Genomic DNA, 17152 nt, shown 5'->3' on the forward strand with positions numbered 1-17152 from the left:
GACTATCCGAGTTGAACGGATGACCTACTGATTACAAGTCAGTTGCTCTACCAACTGAGCTAAGTCGGCACACTAAATCTGTGTGCTATGCACGATACTGATGTTTAAAGCATAAATTAAACACCAATATATTAAATAATGGTGCCCAGAGGCGGAATCGAACCACCGACACGAGGATTTTCAATCCTCTGCTCTACCGACTGAGCTATCTGGGCAAATTTCAAACGCATTCATGAGCAACAAATTTGGTTGTCGCTGTCTGGGCGTGCGGCGTATTAAACGGGTTTTGCCCTCTCAAGTCAACTTTTTTTTGAGGATTCTAACTGTTTGCACAGTTTTCAATCAAGATTGCTGTTTTTAATAGTTTTTAGCTTATTTAATCTACAAACTTTGTGCTTTTTGGTTGACCCTCATCATAAAAGGGTTACCTATGTTAAAAACGTGGTGAATTTTTCTTCATAGATGGTAGGATTGTCCAATAATCAAGAATATGCTTAATGATGCTGTATAATTTGTTGGACTAAAGCCATGCCAAGTAAATCAAATTCACCTGTAAAAGGCCTACTACCGCTTTTTATAATCACGAATCTTGTCATCACCCTACTTGCGGTTGTTGCTTACTCTTTTTATCCAACAAGTGAAGTAACTCAGCAAGATAGCAAACCAACTATCACAACGCAGCAATTATCAAATCAGCTTTCAGCACCTCTAATCAGCGCATTAACTATGCCTGGCCAAGATAAAGTAAAAGAGGTTCTCGATTTAAGTCACCTGCTTAATGATGGCTTTGATTACTATTTATATCGATATGAATTCAACGGCGATGTATCGCTTGTATACGCCAGTAATAAAAAGCTAATCGAAGCCAGTAAAGTTAATCAAAAGCTAGAACAAAACACCCTTATTCATACGGTGTTAGAGTTTAATGATCAACCAGTTGGTGAACTAGTTATAAAGCAACACCCGATTGCTGAACCCATTGCGCAGTCTGCAGGCCTTGCATATGGTTTAGCCGCATTGACTTTAGTAGCACTGACAATTTTATCTTTTGCCTTAAGTATCTTTATTAATAAGCGTTTTACTAAAAGTAGTGAGTCATTAAGCAGTGAATTAATGGCCATCACAGACAATGCTGACTACCAAGCCCAAGTAAATGAAAACCTAGATTTTGGTTTGGATTCAGTAGCAAAAAATATCAATTTATTACTTAATAAAGTTCAATCAGCAATAACAGAGAACAAAGCTGCTCAGGCAGATTTACAGAAACTACAAAGTGGTCTAGAAAACGAAGTACAAAACCGTACTCTAGCTCTTGAGCAAGCAACTCTCAAAGCCGAACAGGCAAACGAGACCAAAACGACTTTCTTGGCAACCATGAGCCATGAAATTCGCACCCCTATGAATGGGGTTATCGGTACCATTGACTTACTTCGCCAAACTGAGCTTGATGGTGCGCAGCACAGATTAAGTACAATTATTCGTGATTCTGCATTTTCTTTATTAGGCATATTAGATGACATTCTCGATTTCTCGAAAATCGAAGCAGGTAAACTGAATATCGATAATATTCCTTTCTCAGTGTCAGACACCATTGAAGAAGTTGCTCGTGTTTTATCATCGGTGGCCAAAAAGCGTGACCTTGAATTAGAGCTGGCAATTGCGCCAGATATCCCTACAAATTTGATTGGCGATACGGTGCGTGTTCGCCAAGTACTTTATAACCTATGCAGTAATGCAATTAAGTTCACTAGTACTGATGATAAACATAAAGGCCACGTTAAAATCTCGGTAGAGGTGGCTCAAAACACCACTGATCACTACACCCTACGTTTTAGCGTATTAGACAACGGCAAGGGTATGACGCAAGCACAGCTTCGTGAAATCTTTAACCCGTTCATTCAAGCTGAAGGCTCAATCACCCGTGAATACGGTGGTACTGGTTTAGGCTTATCGATTTGTAAAAGCTTAACTGAGCTAATGCTAGGTACCATCTCTGTAACAAGTGATTTAGGTATTGGTAGTGAGTTTGTTGTCGAGTTACCTTTTAGTACACAAGGTAAAGTTGAATATGCCCACAAACAGGTAATGAAAGACCAACGTGTTGTAGTTGTAACCAATCATGATGGCCGCAAAAAACTACTTACTCGTTATCTATCATTTATGGGGGCAACACCTGTTATTGCTGATAGCAGCGACAAAATCGAAGCTGAACAAGATAAAAAAGATATTATTTGGATCCTCGATGGTATCGAAACCATGGAAGATATTAACTATATCTTACGCCGCTTGCTATACACCTTAGAAGACAATAAACAGCAAGTCATTGTATTAAGTAAGCTAGATGAAGCCGCTGTTAATCATAAAAATATCTTCTACTTAAATGCTGCACCGCTGTGTAAGTCTAACTTTATGATGTCGCTATTAGTGGCGGCAGGTTTACATAAGCCAAAACAAATTGCTTCGGCTAAGTCATTTAACGACTATTTAAGTGTTGATAAAGCCCGCGAAGAGAACAAACTTGTATTGCTTGTTGAAGACAACGTATTAAATCAGCAAGTGTTAACTGATCAGCTCCATCTATTAGGTTATGGTGTTGAAGTAGCTGAAAATGGTGAAAAAGGCCTTGAAGCATGGCGTGAAGGTAAACACTCAATTATCTTGACCGATTTACACATGCCGAAAATGTCAGGCTACGATATGGTTGAAAAAATTCGTCATGAAGCATCGCAGCTTGAAGATATTAACGCTCAACCTTATGTGATTGCTATCACCGCCAATGCCCTTAAAGGCGAAAAAGAACGCTGTTTAAGCATAGGGATGAATGATTACATCACCAAGCCTGTTGAGCTAAATGTGCTCGAGGCCACTTTACACAAATGTGCATACAAAACGAATCCTGAAGCCACTAAACTTGAAGTTAAAAGACCAACAGCGCCTATTGATATGGCGATGCTTGCTAACTATGTAAACAATGATGAAGCAAAGAAACTACGCTTTTTCAAAATGTATTTAGAGCAAAGTAATCAACTTAGTAAAGAAATCAACAGTGGTGTTATTGAGCAAGACTTAGAGAAAATCATTTCAGCCTGTCATCAGCTCAAGTCAATCTCAAAAACGATTGGAGCAATGAAAGTTGCAGAACTAGCTGCCGAATTTGAAAAACGCTGCAAAGAAGATGAGCTATCAAGCGATGATTTAATTGAACTGCGCGATAGTTATGAAATTGAATACTCCAAAGTAGCTCAATTCTTAAAAGAACAAATACAAAGAGCTGAGCAAGAAGCAACACATTAAAAAAGGGCCTATTGGCCCTTTTTACTTTTAATTTCTTCGTTTATTGTTCTGGAGGACGGTAGCCTTCAATTTCCACGTCTTTACCTTCAAATAAGAAACCTACCATTTGCTCTTCTAAAAAAGCACGGTGCTCTGGATCCATCATGTTCAGGTGTTTTTCGTTGATCAGCATTGTTTGCTTATGCTGCCATTGGCCCCATGCTTCTTTACTGATGTTGTTGAAAATCTTTTCACCAAGCTCACCTGGGTATAGTTGGAAGCCTAAGCCTTCAGCTTCTTTTTGTAACTTTTGACAAAATACTGTGCGTGCCATAATTGCTCTCTACTCTTATTGCGTGATGCTATTGTAATCTATTGTGCTTAATTGTTTAACCAGCTTTTTCGTTGGGGCTGCAAGGCCAACCTCAACTGACTCATCAAGCGGATACCAAACTAGTTGCCGCTCATTAATAAGATCTGGAATACTCGGCAAGGTTAAAACATGTGGGTTGATGGTTAGCTCAAAATGCGAAAACACATGAGTAAAGGCTTCAAGTGCCTGCGTATTGTTTGATAAACCATGCTGGACTAAAAATGTTTCTAGCTCAGCTTGCTCACTAAACTCAAAAAAGCCAAACAAACCACCCCATATCCCTGAGCTTGGGCGCTTTTCCATAAGCACTTTATTGTCACAGGCTAGAATAAGCTGATGGCATGACTTTTTCGGCACAGCCTTTTTCGGCTTTGAATGCGGGAACTCTTTAACTTTACCTTCGTTATAAGCAAGGCATTTGCTATTTAAAGGACAAGGCTCACAATCAAATTTACTACGTGAACAAAGGCTTGCACCTAAATCCATCATTGCCTGATTAAACTCAGTGACCGACTCTTTAGGCGTTAATTGCGATGATAATGACCAAAGGTGATTTTCGACCTTTTTCACTCCATACCAGCCTTCAACCATAAAAAAGCGTGCCAGTACTCGTTTAACATTACCATCTAAAATTGGATGATGTTGGCCAAGTGATAAAGACAAAATTGCCCCAGCAGTTGAACGTCCAATACCCGGCAAGTCCATCACCTCTTCAAGCGTGGTTGGAAATTTACCTTGGTATTTATCACGCACTATTTTTGCCGTTTTATGTAAGTTGCGCGCACGGGCGTAATAGCCAAGCCCAGTCCAATGGTGAAGCACCTGATCTTCATCGGCATTAGCAAGCGCAATAATGTCAGGAAAGCTTTGCATAAACTTTTCAAAGTAAGGAATAACAGTTACTACTTGGGTCTGCTGTAGCATGACCTCAGAGATCCATACCTTATAAGGGGTTTTATTTAGCTGCCATGGCAGAGTTTTACGACCGTGAAGGTGGTACCAGTCAACCACTTGGTTTGCAAACCAGGTTGACTCCTTATTGCTTAAATTCAAAATAACATCTTTACTTGCTGAAGCTCATTGCGGCCAAGTCTATTGCAGTTAGTTAGGCCAAGCAAGCCGAAGAAGCTCTGCTCTGTCTAAATTGCTCGTACATGGTCGCAATATTAATCTCGAAAGATAAACAGCCCTTGACTATTGTACTCAAGGCGCAGGTCAGGGATAATACGCAACCTTTTTCTATAGTCAGTATTTTAATCAGGCCAAAATATATGAGTGACTCAAGTAACCCAAACCTCGAGCAAGCAAAGCAAGAGGGTAAATACATCCGCACGATTCGTAGTTTCGTTAAGCGCGAAGGTCGCCTAACAAAAGGCCAAGCGGCAGCCATCGAGAAGTGTTGGCCAACTATGGGCCTTGAGCACAAAAATGGCATGCTAAACCTAGCAGAAGTGTTTGGTAACGATAACGATGTGGTACTAGAAATAGGTTTTGGTATGGGCAAATCGCTAGTTGAAATGGCTAAAAACGCACCAGAACTTAACTTCATTGGTATTGAAGTTCACCGCCCAGGTGTAGGTGCTTGTTTAATGGATGCCGATGAAGCTGGTGTAACAAACTTACGCGTATTCGAGCATGATGCGGTTGAAGTGCTTGCTGACTGTATTGCCGATGAAAGCTTATCTAAGCTGCAATTATTCTTCCCTGATCCATGGCATAAAAAACGTCACCATAAGCGTCGTATCGTACAACCAGAGTTTGCACAAAAATTACGTAGCAAATTAAAAATTGGCGGTGTTTTCCATATGGCGACTGACTGGGAAAATTATGCCGAGCATATGCTAGAAGTAATGCAAGTGGCTGAAGGTTACAAAAACCAATCAGAAACTAACGATTACGTTCCTCGCCCAGATTCACGTCCACTGACAAAATTTGAGCAGCGCGGTCACCGTTTAGGTCACGGCGTATGGGATCTAATGTTCGAGCGAACTAAGTAATAAAAGGTAAAAGCAGCATGAGTAAGTTAACCAACCCAAGTTTACTATTGCTTCGTAATGAAGACGAACTTGTTGGACAATCGATTTTAGTGGTTAACTTTGAGCAAGATGGCTTTTTACGCGAACTTAAAGCGTTAAATCCCGACGCAAAAATTACTGCGTTCAGTTATAACCACGCAAATGCCATGTATGCCAGTAAAATAGCCGGTATACATGCAGTGGTTGATCACACTATTCCAAATGGTAACTACGATTTAGTTATCTACTATTACCCAAAAGCAAAGCCAGAAGCACAAATGAGCCTTGATAACATTCGTGCTGTTTGTCATCAAGATGCGCAACTATTTGTAGTAGGTGAAAATAAAAGCGGTGTTAAATCAGTAGAGAAACAACTAAAAGACCACTGTGGTTTTAGTAACAAGATCGATAGTGCCAAGCACTGTATTCTGTATTTATTCTCTGAGCTTACGCTAAACGATAACTTTGCTATCAGCCGTTACCACAAACAATTCCAAGTAAAAGCCGGCGATATTGAATTTACTGCGATCAGTGTTCCAGGCGTATTTAACCACGGTGCGCTTGATGTAGGCACTGCGGTACTTCTGAATAATGCGCCAACTGTTAGCAAGGGTAAAGTACTCGACTTTGCTTGTGGCGCAGGCATTATTGCTACTTACTTAGGTTTAAAGCAGCCTGAGCTTGAATTTGTATGTAGCGATGTAAGTGCTCTTGCAACTTACGCCACTGAGCAAACACTTGCGTTAAATGACCTCAAAGGCCAAGCAATTTTGAGTGATGGCTTAACTGATATTAATGGTAAATTTGACCTAATCATCAGTAACCCACCGTTCCATACGGGGATTGCCACAGATTACACCATTGCCGAAGCATTTCTTAGCTCAGCAAAACAACACTTGAGCAAGCAAGGTAAATTGACCATAGTTGCAAACAGCTTCTTAAAATACCCACCCATTTTAGAAGCACAGTTTGGCCAATACAGCACAGATTTCAAAAATACTAAATTTGCCGTTTACTCAGCTAAATAATAGTTGAGTAAATAGCTTATTCGTAGCAAAAATATTTTTTAAAATATTTAGTTACTTTCAAATGTCTTTGCTAGACTAAACTCTTACTAATAACAAAAATTCTGGCCTTCTATAGCGCATGCCGATATTTTCGACACAAACAAGTATTCGTAAAGCGTTGACCAATGCGGTAATGCTAGTCACTGCGTTATGCTTGTCTTTGTCTATTTCTATTTCGACCTACCTAGATGTAAAAGAGCAAAAGTCGCTGATTGTCGATAAGATCTCTATTTTATCGAAAATAATTGCCTACAACGCCCAAATCACCGTGCTGTTTGACGATAACGAGACCGAATCTGAGCGCTTAAAGTCATTTGAATCTGTGCCGCTTATTAAAAACATCCATATCTACTCAATCGATGAGTTATCAAACGAGCCGGTGTTTTTTAGTAGTTTCAATGCCAACCGTACACCACCAGTACCCATTAAAGTTGGCAGCATAGATAACCTGTTAGAGCCACGCTTCACAGATAAAGATATAGAGCTAATAACCCCTATCGTATACGAAGGGGATACCATCGGTTATGTTTACGTTCGCGGCGGCTTAGACAGGTTAAACCAATATATTAACCGTAAAATTATCATCGATATTTTACTGACCCTGTTCGTTTTAGTACTGGTGTATTTTGTCGCTCGACGTATTCAAAAACGTATTGCAAACCCAATCGATGAATTAAGTAACCTGCTACAAGACGTATCGAAAAACCATAACTATGATACTCGCGCACAAAAAACCAATATTGATGAAATAAACCAGCTAGCGGGCAGCTTAAATATCATGCTCGCGCGCACTCAAAAACAAATTGAGCGCCACGAAAAAGACAAACAAGAAATCAAACAGCTTAACCAAAGCCTTGAAGAAAAAGTGAATCAGCGCACAATCGCCTTACGTGAGGCTAACCAAGAACTGCTCAACACTCTTGAGCGTATGCATCAATACCAAAACCAAATCGTCGAAAACGAGAAAATGGCGTCACTAGGGCAAATGGTTGCAGGTGTTGCTCATGAAGTTAACACGCCTATTGGCTTAGGTATTACAGGCTCAACGCTGTTACGTGACAAGCTGGCAGAAATTCACACGCAATTTGAACAAAAAACTTTAACTTCAGCACACTTAAAACGCTTTATTAATGACGGCATTGAAAACCTCGATCTTATCTATCGCAACCTTAACCGCGCAGCAGAGCTCGTATCCAGCTTTAAGAAAGTGGCCGTTAATCAAGATGTAGAAGTCAGCACCAAAATTAACTTAAATAACCTATTAAGTGATGTGGTGATGTCGATGCGCTCAGAAATTCAATACCGTAACCCTAAAGTTACAATTAACTGTAGCAATGACGTTAGTATTGAAACCAAGTCTGGGCCGTTACAACAAGTGTTACAGCAGCTATTAAGTAACTCGGTGATCCATGCATTTAGTGATGATCAAAATAACGAAATCACCTTTAACGTTGAGCGCAACGAAAGTAGCTTGAGTATTCACTACTTCGATAATGGTATTGGCGTTGAGAAATCAATTCGCAAACGTATTTTCGACCCATTTGTAACCACAAAACGTGGTGAAGGTGGCAGTGGTTTGGGCATGCACCTAGTTTATAACTTAGTGACTCAAGCACTTGGTGGTAGCATCGTATACGATGAACTAGCTGACGAAGGGGCTCACTTTATTATTACTCTGCCATTGCAAGAAGGTGCAGCGTAATGAGATTAGTGAGTTGTATCTTATTAGCTTTGCTTGTTGTATGCCCTGCATTTGCCAAATCACCGGACCAAGTAAAGTCTGCATTTTTGTATCAAATTGCTAAGTTCACGAAGTTTAATGACCAAGTGAACCCTCCCCCTATTTCATTTTGTTTTTATGACTTAGATAAAGGTCCTGGAGCGTTCCTTAAAGATAGAAATGAACTGCAAATTAACAAAAAACCAATTAACGTTATATTAGTGAAAAAAACCCAGCAAATTTCTGAACTTTCTCAAGTTTGTGATATCACATACATTGATGAAACATTAGAAAATGATATACTTCCACTTTGGACCGATACAATTTCATTGGATACTTTAACAATAGGTGAAAGTATCAGCTTTTTAGAAAATGGCGGTATAGCCTCTCTGGTTCAAGAAGGAAATAAAATCCGACTGTATATCAATAAGCAGCACGTATTGCAGCATAACTTTAAAGTGCAATCTCGATTGTTAGCTATGGCTAAGTTTTATCCAAATTGATTTTACTTGTTAACAATTGGATCTAATCCTATAATCTCTAGTATTCGGTTTTGCTTGATAATACCGAATTTTTGTAAATAAAATTTCCGAAAAGGTTAATATACAATGCAAACGCCAGTCATTCTGATCGTAGAGGATGAAGACGTAACTCGACTAAACCTCGTTAGTTTATTTGAAGCTGAAGGTTACAAAGTTATTGAAGCCATTGATGGCGATGATATGCATGACAAGCTTACAAATAATGATGATGTGAACCTTGTAGTTATGGACATCAACCTACCAGGTAAAAACGGGCTAATCTTAGCGCGTGAATTACGTCAAAAACGTAACGTTGGTTTAATTTTCTTAACAGGTCGTGACAACGACGTTGATCGCATTTTAGGTCTTGAAATTGGTGCTGATGATTACATCACAAAACCATTCAACCCTCGCGAATTAACTATTCGTGCTCGTAACCTTATTTCGCGCACAGCCCTAGGTGGCGAAGAAGCGAATATCGAAACAAACGGTGTTATCACATTTAACGGTTGGGAACTTGATGAAAACAGCCGTTGTTTAACATCTCCAAGCGGCGACGCTAAACGTTTACCTAAAGGTGAATACCGCGCGCTACGCTTAATGCTTGACTCACCGGGCCGTATCTTCAGCCGTGAGCAATTAATCAAGCACATGACTGGCCGCGAGCTTCGCGCTAACGACCGTACTGTAGACGTAACTATTCGTCGTATCAGAAAACACTTTGAAAGCGATAACAGCACATCTGAGCTGATCAGCACCATCCATGGTGAAGGCTATCGTTTCATTGGTAAAATCGACAGCTAATTAGAATTAATCTTCTAACTGTTGTAAGAATAATTGGAGGGCGTCACGCCCTTCATTTATTTTCACTGCTAATTCATCAAGCCACTGTTGTAACTCTTCACTACTTTCTTCAAGCGCGCCATGTTCCATCTTCTTAGCATGTAACTGCACATCGTTTAAGCCTACAGAGCCAGCTGCACCTTTTAATTTATGTGCCACCGATTTGTACTCTTCTCTATCATCTGACGCTAACGCATCTGCCAGCTCAGTTTGGTACTGAGGATTTAACTTATTAAATAACTCACAGCTACGATTAAATATAACCAGCCCCATTGAGCCTACAAAGTCTTCGATGGTTTCTATATCGAGCAGCTCAACGCGAATACCCGATAAATCTTTTTCAGTCACAGCTTTGATTGGCTCAGGCTGACAGTTTTGTTGCTGCTTGATATCAAATAACTCACCGAGCATTTTATCGAGTTTTGTGGTGTTGATAGGCTTAGCGAGTGCGCCTTGAATATTAATACCAGCAAGCTCTTCTTCGGCGCTACGCACGTTGGCAGTTAAGGCAACGATTGGTAAGTTATCAAAGTGTTCATCGTCACGAATTTGACGAGCAACTTCATCACCATTGATATCAGGTAATTGCATATCAAGTAAAACGAGATCTAAGTCATCTTCTGTGTAGACAAACGACAGCGCATCTTCACCAGTTTCAGCCCAAATAACTTCGTGACCACGCTGCTCAAGTAAGTTGGTAGCAATTTCGGCATTTAGTGGCACATCTTCCACTAAAAGAATGTTTAAGCTGCGTACCGCATAACTTTGCTCTGTAGGCGCAATACAAAGCTTAAGCGGTATTTCAACAACAAAAACACTACCCTCACCTTCAGTACTGCTGACATTAATTTCACCTTTCATTGCGCTAACAAGTGCTTTTGTTACCGCAAGGCCAATACCAGAACCAATAGCATTGGTGCCGTTGATATCTGGTGCTTTGTAGTACATGTCAAAAATACGATGCAGCTGCTCTTGTGGAATACCTTGACCCGTGTCGCTCACACGCATCACTAACCACGGACCATCGGCACGATTCTCACGGCGGCATTCAAGCTCTACATGGCCTTGCTGAGTAAACTTAACGGCATTATTGATAAGGTTCCAAACAACTTGGCGTAAACGGGTCGGATCAAGAGACGCGTAAACATCCAGTGTGCCTTTACGTTTAATATTGAACTCAAGACCTTTTTGTTCAGCAATTAAGCCTGCAAAATTCACTACGTCATTAATAAAATCGGCCACATTGACTGAGTCAGCAACAATATCGAGCTGCTCACGGTCAATTTTATCCAAGTCGATAATATCGTTAAAAATATTGCCAAGTGTTTCAGCACTTGAAAACACCGTGTTACACCAACTACGTTGCTGTTTATCGAGTTCAGTATCAAGTAGCATGCGGGTTAAACCCACAATACCGTTAAGCGGCGTTCTTAATTCATGGCTTAAAGTTGCAATGAATTTCCCTTTATCTTTATAAGCTGCTTCAAGGGCTTGTGCTGCTTCTTTACGACTAGTGATATCACGGCCAAAGGCAAGTAAACCTATGTACTCACCTTTTTCATTAATGAAGGGTAGCTTACGCATTTCAAACCAGCGCTTTTCACCATCAACGGGGTATTCGACGTCAAGCGTCAGAGCTTGGTGGGTTTGAGATACTTTTTTGTCGGTGCGCAGAACTTCTGGTAAATAATCACTTGGGTAGATCTCTTCGACACTTTTACCAATTAACTCATCGCTGCTTTTACCTATCACTTGCTCAAACATTTTATTACAGCCAGCAAATACACCATTGTTATCGCGGTAATAAAATAAATCGGGAGATGAGTCGACAATAGAGCGCAATAGCATGCCTTGTTGCGCAAGCTCTTGTTGAGTTTTTTTACGCTCAGCGATTTCGCGTCTAAGCTCTTCAATCGCTCTATGCTTGGCATGAAACGCCATTTTACGCTCATCAATCTCTTCGTTTAAGCGACTGATATTGTCTTTTAGCGTTTGGTTAAGCAGTTTTTCTTGTTTGGTTGCGCTATCTAGGTAGCTATAAGAAGCTTCTAATTGGCGAATTGAGTTAAGCAGTACAGTGATTAAAATCGGCGATACCACTGCGGTAAAAAACATCACCGCCAAAACATCAACTAAAGTCACCGTTCCAACTGCAACATAATAAAACATGCACGATAAGATCAGCGACATGACCAATAATAAGGCATAACAGGCGGCGGCAGTTTTAAACTCACCGTACTTAGAAATAAAGCTTGAGAGAGTGCGAGCCCACGGACTCAAAGAAGAATCAATCATATATAAAGCTTAGGCACATAATCGAAAAAAAACAGCATAGCTAATTTTATCACTATTCCTTTAGAAATATTCATATTGTGCGATAAACATAGAATTTTTTCATCAACGCCGCTTTTTTATATTTTTTCATGTAAAATACCGCGCTTTAATAATTGCAAAGAATGAGTATTACCATGCAAACCACAATGCCAGATATTGCTGATACGGCTCCCGCCTTACAAACAGGTAAATTAGACTGGGTTGGCATGGGCGAAATTGAACTTCCTTTCATTTTTGAAACTCGCAATATTGCCCCTGTAAATGTAATAGCCAAGGCACGCGCTTTTGTAAACTTGCATAAAGAAGACGCCAAAGGCATTCATATGTCGCGTTTATTTTTAGCCCTTGATACCTTATCAACCGAGCAGCAAGTTAATCCACAGACTCTTAAACAAGCACTTGATGCCTTTATTAGCAGCCATGATGATTTAAGTGACCAAGCACAAATCGAATTCAAATTTGAGCTACCTCTGCGTCGTAAATCTTTATTAAGTGGCAAAGTAGGTTGGAAAAACTACCCTGTTCATTTGATCGCTAAGATCAACCAAGGCACTGTAAGTTTTGAGTTAATGATTGATGTTACTTACTCGTCAACATGCCCATGTTCAGCGGCTCTTGCTCGTCAATTAATTCAAAATGCCTTTAGCGAAAAGTTTGCAGAGCAAAATATTGATAAGCAAACTGTTTTAGAATGGCTAGGCACAACAGACGGCATTGTTGCTACACCACACTCACAGCGTTCAATTGCAAATGTGAAAGTAAAACTCGACAGCCAAATTGACAGTTTTGATGTGGTTGGCTTAATTGATGCTTTAGAAGCTGAGCTAAAAACGCCAGTACAAGCGGCAGTTAAACGTGAAGATGAGCAAGAGTTTGCCCGCTTAAATGGTCAAAACCTCATGTTCTGCGAAGATGCTGCTCGTAAAATTAAAGGCTTACTTGAACAGCAAAACTACGCAGATTACTGGCTGCAAATAAATCACTACGAATCACTTCATGCCCACGACGCAGTAGCTATCGCTGTTAAAGGGGTTACTGGCGGATACACAGCTTAAAAATTTCAGGCGACTCCACACACTTAGGCACGCTACTTGCTATTAATTTTCAGTGTCAATTTGTTGTTGTGGAGTTACCGTATGGAATTCGCTTTATTATCAATTTTAGTATTAGTCGTAGTAGCCTCTGTTGTTGCGTCAAAGTTTACCGATGAAGGCGGAAACCCTTATCCTTTCACTCGTAAGCAAACTGTTTTTACGCAAGTTGAGAGTGCTTTTTTACATCTTCTAGAACGTGCTGTAGGCGACCAATATAAAATCGTCAGCCGCGTTAAACTCATTGATTTAATCGACTGTAAGCAAGGCTTATCTATCAAAGCTAAGCGCGCTGCAATGGCTAAAGCCAAAAACAAACAGTTAGATTACGTGCTTATCGACAAAGACAAACTTACTATTGTTGCCGCTGTTGATTTAGTTAATAACACCAACCGCGACGGCCATAAAGCACAACGTGACTGGTTTGTTAGTGGCGCGTTAGAAGCAGCAGGCATCCCGCATATTCGCATGAAGGTAAAATCAGGTTATCAACCAAGAGAAGTACGTGATGCAATCATGTTTAAGCTTGGTAAACCTGCAGCAGCGCCTGCAAGACCTGCACGCAACCGCGTTACTAAACCAGCGGTATTATCACCATCACAAGCAAAAGCACACTCAACGGCGCTTGCAGAAATATAACCTGTCATAATATTGGCAAAAGCAGACTTTAAGGTCTGCTTTTTTGTTTGTTTTAGACATTTTTAGGTATAATCATCCTATTCAATCTAAGGAATCAAATATTATGCACGTTGGTATTATTGGCGCGATGGAGCCAGAAGTAAAAATCTTACGCGAAGCAATGGTAAACCCAAGCATCATGACTAAAGCTGGTTTTACCTTTTACACCGGTGAGCTAGCGGGTAACACAGTTACTTTAGTTCAATCTGGTATTGGTAAAGTAGCTTCTGCAGTAGCAACGACACTACTAATCGACAACTTCAGCCCAGATTGTGTGATCAACACAGGTTCTGCAGGTGGTTTTGAGCCATCGCTAAATGTAGGTGATGTCGTTATTTCTTCAGAAGTTCGTCACCACGATGTAGACGTTACTGCATTCGGTTACGAAATCGGCCAAGTACCACAAATGCCAGCTGGCTTTGCTGCGCACCCTAAACTGATTGAAGCGGCAGAGCAAAGCGTAAGTCAAATCAGCGGTGTTAAAACCATGATTGGCCTAATTTGTACTGGTGATTCATTCATGTGTGACCCGGTACGAATTGAAAAAACACGTGCGGAATTCCCAACTATGCTTGCAGTAGAAATGGAAGGTGCAGCAATTGCACAAGCTTGTCATGTGCTAGAAACACCATTTGTTGTTATTCGTTCAATGTCTGACATTGCTGGCAAAGAGTCGCCGCAATCATTTGAAGAGTATATCGAAACTGCATCTATCAACTCATCTAAAATGGTCGTTGCTCTTTTAGAGAAGCTAACATCGGTGAGTTTATAAGGTGATTGCAAATATTGTTCAAAACCATTTGGACATTATTGTATTTTTTGTAGCGCTCTTAGCTGAGCGCTTCTTTCCTTTGGTTAGTTGGTATCACCCTAATACCTTTTTAACCGTTATTTTCTCTGCGCTTAGCGAGCGTTTATACAACCCAACGAACCCCAAAAGCTATCAATATTTAGCCTCAACCCTAGCTTTTACTCTCACCATTTTAGTGATAGTGACATTGGTTGTGCTGTTTTTAGAGTTTGCTTTTTACCCTGAGCTATTAAATGGCTTAATTTTATATTTGTTACTCAGTAGCCGCGCTCAAGAGAAGAAATCATTACGTATTGCCAGATTACTCAAGCTCAACCAAAAAGCGACTGCAAAAGAGCTACTAGCTAGCCTCGTTGCCCGTGATGTATCACGTTTATCAGCCCCAGGCATTTGCAAAGCAACCATGGAGTCACTGGTGCTACAAAGTGCGCGGCATTATTTTGCCGTTATATTCTTTTATCTACTTGGCGGCGCTATCCTTGCTTTGGTTTATCGCTTACTCACATTAATTCATCAAGCATGGCGAAAAAACCTAAAACCCAACAACCCGTTTTTGGCTCCCATTGCTAAATTACTATTTGTATTGGAGTGGTTACCCACTCGATTAGTTGCATTAACGATTACAGCAACTAATGCCAGTAAACAATGTATTCATTATATAAAACACTATGGCAGACACTTTTATCAAACCAATACGGGTTGGCTGTTAAGTGTTACATCGGCTGCTTTGCAAGTACAGTTGGGCGGCCCTGCCCTTTACCAAGGTGAGCGCTTTAATAAAATGCGTGTTGGGACCGATCGCCTACCAGATGCCGATGATATTCCTGCTTTAGTGAATCGCTTAAATCAAGCGAAAGCATTTTGGTTACTACTGATAGTCGGGATTGAAGTAATTAGCCTATTCACAAACTAATCAAAATATAAGCACAAAAAAACCAGCCGCAGCTGGTTTTTTATACCAATTAGCTTTATTAAGCTAAGGTGATTTTAGCAAACTTACGTTTACCTACTTGGTAAATCTGTGTTGTGCCTTTAGCAACTTCAAGCTTTGTATCTGTTACTTTCTCTTCACCATTAATCTTTACAGCACCTTGTTTAATCATACGCATTGCTTCTGACGTACTAGCTACAAGGTTAGCTTCTTTTAATAGATTAGTAATAAACACAGTGTCTTCAGCAATTGTTACTGTCACTTCTGGGATCTCATCTGGTAATGCATTCTTTTGGAAACGTTTGATGAAATCTTGATGAGCTCCTTCGGCTGCTTCTTCACTGTGGAAACGTGCAATCATTTCTTTTGCAAGCTCAATCTTGATGTCGCGCGGGTTTGCACCATCAGCAACACGTTGCTTAAGCGCTGCAATTTCTTCGATTGATAAAGCACTTAATAAGTCATAGTAACGCCACATTAGATCATCGCTGATAGACATTACTTTACCAAACATGTCGTTTGGCTCATCAGTAATACCAATGTAATTACCTAATGACTTAGACATTTTCTGAACGCCATCAGTACCTTCAAGCAGTGGCATCATAAGTACTGTTTGTGGCTTTTGACCTTCGTCTTTTTGTAATTCACGACCCATTAATAGGTTAAAGCGTTGGTCTGTACCGCCAAGCTCAACATCAGCTTCTAATGCAACTGAGTCCCAACCTTGTACCAGTGGATATAAAAATTCGTGGATAGCAATCGATTGACCGTTGGCATAACGCTTTTTAAAGTCATCACGTTCTAGCATACGTGCTACTGTTTGACGCGCAGCCAGTTTAATCATACCTGCTGCACCTAAGTTCTCCATCCAAGCAGAGTTGAATGCAACAGTTGTTTTAGCAGGATCAAGAATTTTAAATACTTGCTCCTTATAGGTTTCAGCATTAGCTAAAACATCTTCACGAGTTAACGGTTTACGCGTTACGTTTTTACCCGTTGGATCACCAATCATACCGGTGAAGTCACCGATTAAGAAAATCACTTCATGACCTAGGTCTTGGAAGGTTTTCATTTTGTTGATAAGAACTGTATGACCTAAATGCAGATCAGGCGCAGTTGGATCGAAACCCGCTTTGATCTTAAGTTTCTTACCAGACTTTAGCTTTTCGACTAATTCGTCTTCAATTAATATCTCTTCTGCACCGCGTTTTATCTCAGCTAGAGCGGTTTGTAAATCCACTGTGTATTACTCCAAAAATTCAGCTACCGGGGCGTGGTGGCCTGTCAGGGTTATAAATATAGAGCTAAAAACTTTAAAATTTAGCTAGTTAGCACCAAAAAGCGACACTAGAAAAAAGCCTAACTTAAATAGTTTAAGAAACAGCCCTGAAGGCAGCGCGCATGATTGTTCTTTATACCGCGTTATTGCAATTTAATGAAGGTACTTTAGTTAACTAATATAGACTTAGTTTAACCATAGGCATCTGCTGCAATT

Annotated in this window: 14 protein-coding genes and 1 tRNA gene; 10 read left to right on the forward strand and 5 right to left on the reverse strand. The window is 40.3% G+C overall.

All coding sequences use genetic code 11. The features are described 5' to 3' along the window. Positions 1-139: 139 nt before the first annotated feature. Positions 140-215, reverse strand: a tRNA-Phe gene (locus HUS61_RS17405). 313 nt (positions 216-528) lie between these two features. Here HUS61_RS17405 and HUS61_RS17410 point away from each other — a divergent pair. Beyond that, positions 529-3294 carry a hybrid sensor histidine kinase/response regulator gene (locus HUS61_RS17410; protein WP_175083434.1) on the forward strand — a complete coding sequence of 922 codons (2766 nt, stop codon included), beginning with the start codon at positions 529-531 and terminating at the stop codon, positions 3292-3294. A gap of 40 nt (positions 3295-3334) precedes the next feature. Here the strand turns inward: HUS61_RS17410 and HUS61_RS17415 are convergent, their stop codons facing one another. Beyond that, positions 3335-3607, reverse strand: a complete 273-nt coding sequence (locus HUS61_RS17415; protein WP_175083435.1) for an oxidative damage protection protein — start codon at positions 3605-3607, stop codon at positions 3335-3337. A gap of 15 nt (positions 3608-3622) precedes the next feature. Then, the gene (gene mutY / locus HUS61_RS17420) at positions 3623-4699 is read right to left on the reverse strand and encodes an A/G-specific adenine glycosylase (protein ID WP_181447814.1); all 1077 of its coding nucleotides are present in this window, start codon (positions 4697-4699) and stop codon (positions 3623-3625) included. 218 nt (positions 4700-4917) lie between these two features. Between mutY and trmB the strand changes: the two genes are divergently transcribed. From trmB to arcA, 5 genes are all read left to right on the forward strand, one after another. After that, positions 4918-5643: a tRNA (guanosine(46)-N7)-methyltransferase TrmB gene (gene trmB / locus HUS61_RS17425; protein ID WP_054560769.1), complete on the forward strand. Its 726-nt coding sequence runs from the start codon at positions 4918-4920 to the stop codon at positions 5641-5643. Positions 5644-5660: 17 nt separating this feature from the next. Continuing rightward, positions 5661-6689: a 16S rRNA (guanine(1207)-N(2))-methyltransferase RsmC gene (gene rsmC, locus HUS61_RS17430; RefSeq protein WP_175083436.1), complete on the forward strand. Its 1029-nt coding sequence runs from the start codon at positions 5661-5663 to the stop codon at positions 6687-6689. Positions 6690-6807: 118 nt separating this feature from the next. Beyond that, complete coding sequence (locus HUS61_RS17435; protein ID WP_175083437.1) at positions 6808-8430, forward strand: ATP-binding protein; 1623 nt, start codon at positions 6808-6810, stop codon at positions 8428-8430. Further along, on the forward strand, positions 8430-8951 hold the full coding sequence (locus HUS61_RS17440) for a YfiR family protein (protein WP_054560772.1): 522 nt from the start codon (positions 8430-8432) through the stop codon (positions 8949-8951). The genes HUS61_RS17435 and HUS61_RS17440 overlap by 1 nt, the downstream gene beginning before the upstream one ends. A gap of 105 nt (positions 8952-9056) precedes the next feature. Then, positions 9057-9773, forward strand: coding sequence for a two-component system response regulator ArcA (gene arcA / locus HUS61_RS17445; RefSeq protein ID WP_054551295.1), 717 nt, complete (start codon positions 9057-9059; stop codon positions 9771-9773). Between the two features lie 6 nt (positions 9774-9779). Here the strand turns inward: arcA and arcB are convergent, their stop codons facing one another. Beyond that, positions 9780-12107 (reverse strand): aerobic respiration two-component sensor histidine kinase ArcB, encoded by a 2328-nt coding sequence (gene arcB / locus HUS61_RS17450; protein WP_175083438.1) that lies wholly within the window; start codon positions 12105-12107, stop codon positions 9780-9782. Positions 12108-12280: 173 nt separating this feature from the next. On the opposite strand from arcB, the gene folE2 reads away from it, so the two are divergent. From folE2 to HUS61_RS17470, 4 genes are all read left to right on the forward strand, one after another. Next, the gene (folE2, locus tag HUS61_RS17455; protein ID WP_175083439.1) at positions 12281-13201 is read left to right on the forward strand and encodes a GTP cyclohydrolase FolE2; all 921 of its coding nucleotides are present in this window, start codon (positions 12281-12283) and stop codon (positions 13199-13201) included. An 81-nt stretch (positions 13202-13282) separates the two neighbouring features. Continuing rightward, positions 13283-13876, forward strand: a complete 594-nt coding sequence (locus HUS61_RS17460) for a DUF2726 domain-containing protein (RefSeq protein ID WP_058585661.1) — start codon at positions 13283-13285, stop codon at positions 13874-13876. A 103-nt stretch (positions 13877-13979) separates the two neighbouring features. Then, a complete protein-coding gene (gene mtnN, locus HUS61_RS17465) occupies positions 13980-14687 on the forward strand; it encodes a 5'-methylthioadenosine/S-adenosylhomocysteine nucleosidase (protein ID WP_175083440.1) in 708 nt (235 codons plus the stop codon). Between the two features lies 1 nt (position 14688). Continuing rightward, the gene (locus tag HUS61_RS17470; RefSeq protein ID WP_175083441.1) at positions 14689-15639 is read left to right on the forward strand and encodes a cobalamin biosynthesis protein; all 951 of its coding nucleotides are present in this window, start codon (positions 14689-14691) and stop codon (positions 15637-15639) included. Positions 15640-15697: 58 nt separating this feature from the next. Here HUS61_RS17470 and tyrS read toward each other — a convergent pair whose 3' ends face one another. Continuing rightward, entirely contained in the window at positions 15698-16897 is a 1200-nt protein-coding gene (tyrS, locus tag HUS61_RS17475) for a tyrosine--tRNA ligase (RefSeq protein ID WP_054560777.1), read from the reverse strand. Between the last annotated feature and the right edge of the window lie 255 nt (positions 16898-17152).

Source organism: Pseudoalteromonas sp. 0802, assembly GCF_013350085.1.
Lineage (GTDB): Bacteria > Pseudomonadota > Gammaproteobacteria > Enterobacterales > Alteromonadaceae > Pseudoalteromonas.

Bases quoted from the DNA above. Each gene is read 5' to 3' on its own strand.
- HUS61_RS17410 (WP_175083434.1), top strand. From the start codon at position 529: ATGCCAAGTAAATCAAATTCACCTGTAAAAGGCCTACTACCGCTTTTT.
- HUS61_RS17415 (WP_175083435.1), bottom strand. From the start codon at position 3,607: ATGGCACGCACAGTATTTTGTCAAAAGTTACAAAAAGAAGCTGAAGGC.
- trmB (WP_054560769.1), top strand. From the start codon at position 4,918: ATGAGTGACTCAAGTAACCCAAACCTCGAGCAAGCAAAGCAAGAGGGT.
- rsmC (WP_175083436.1), top strand. From the start codon at position 5,661: ATGAGTAAGTTAACCAACCCAAGTTTACTATTGCTTCGTAATGAAGAC.
- HUS61_RS17435 (WP_175083437.1), top strand. From the start codon at position 6,808: ATGCCGATATTTTCGACACAAACAAGTATTCGTAAAGCGTTGACCAAT.
- HUS61_RS17440 (WP_054560772.1), top strand. From the start codon at position 8,430: ATGAGATTAGTGAGTTGTATCTTATTAGCTTTGCTTGTTGTATGCCCT.
- arcA (WP_054551295.1), top strand. From the start codon at position 9,057: ATGCAAACGCCAGTCATTCTGATCGTAGAGGATGAAGACGTAACTCGA.
- arcB (WP_175083438.1), bottom strand. From the start codon at position 12,107: ATGATTGATTCTTCTTTGAGTCCGTGGGCTCGCACTCTCTCAAGCTTT.
- folE2 (WP_175083439.1), top strand. From the start codon at position 12,281: ATGCAAACCACAATGCCAGATATTGCTGATACGGCTCCCGCCTTACAA.
- HUS61_RS17460 (WP_058585661.1), top strand. From the start codon at position 13,283: ATGGAATTCGCTTTATTATCAATTTTAGTATTAGTCGTAGTAGCCTCT.
- mtnN (WP_175083440.1), top strand. From the start codon at position 13,980: ATGCACGTTGGTATTATTGGCGCGATGGAGCCAGAAGTAAAAATCTTA.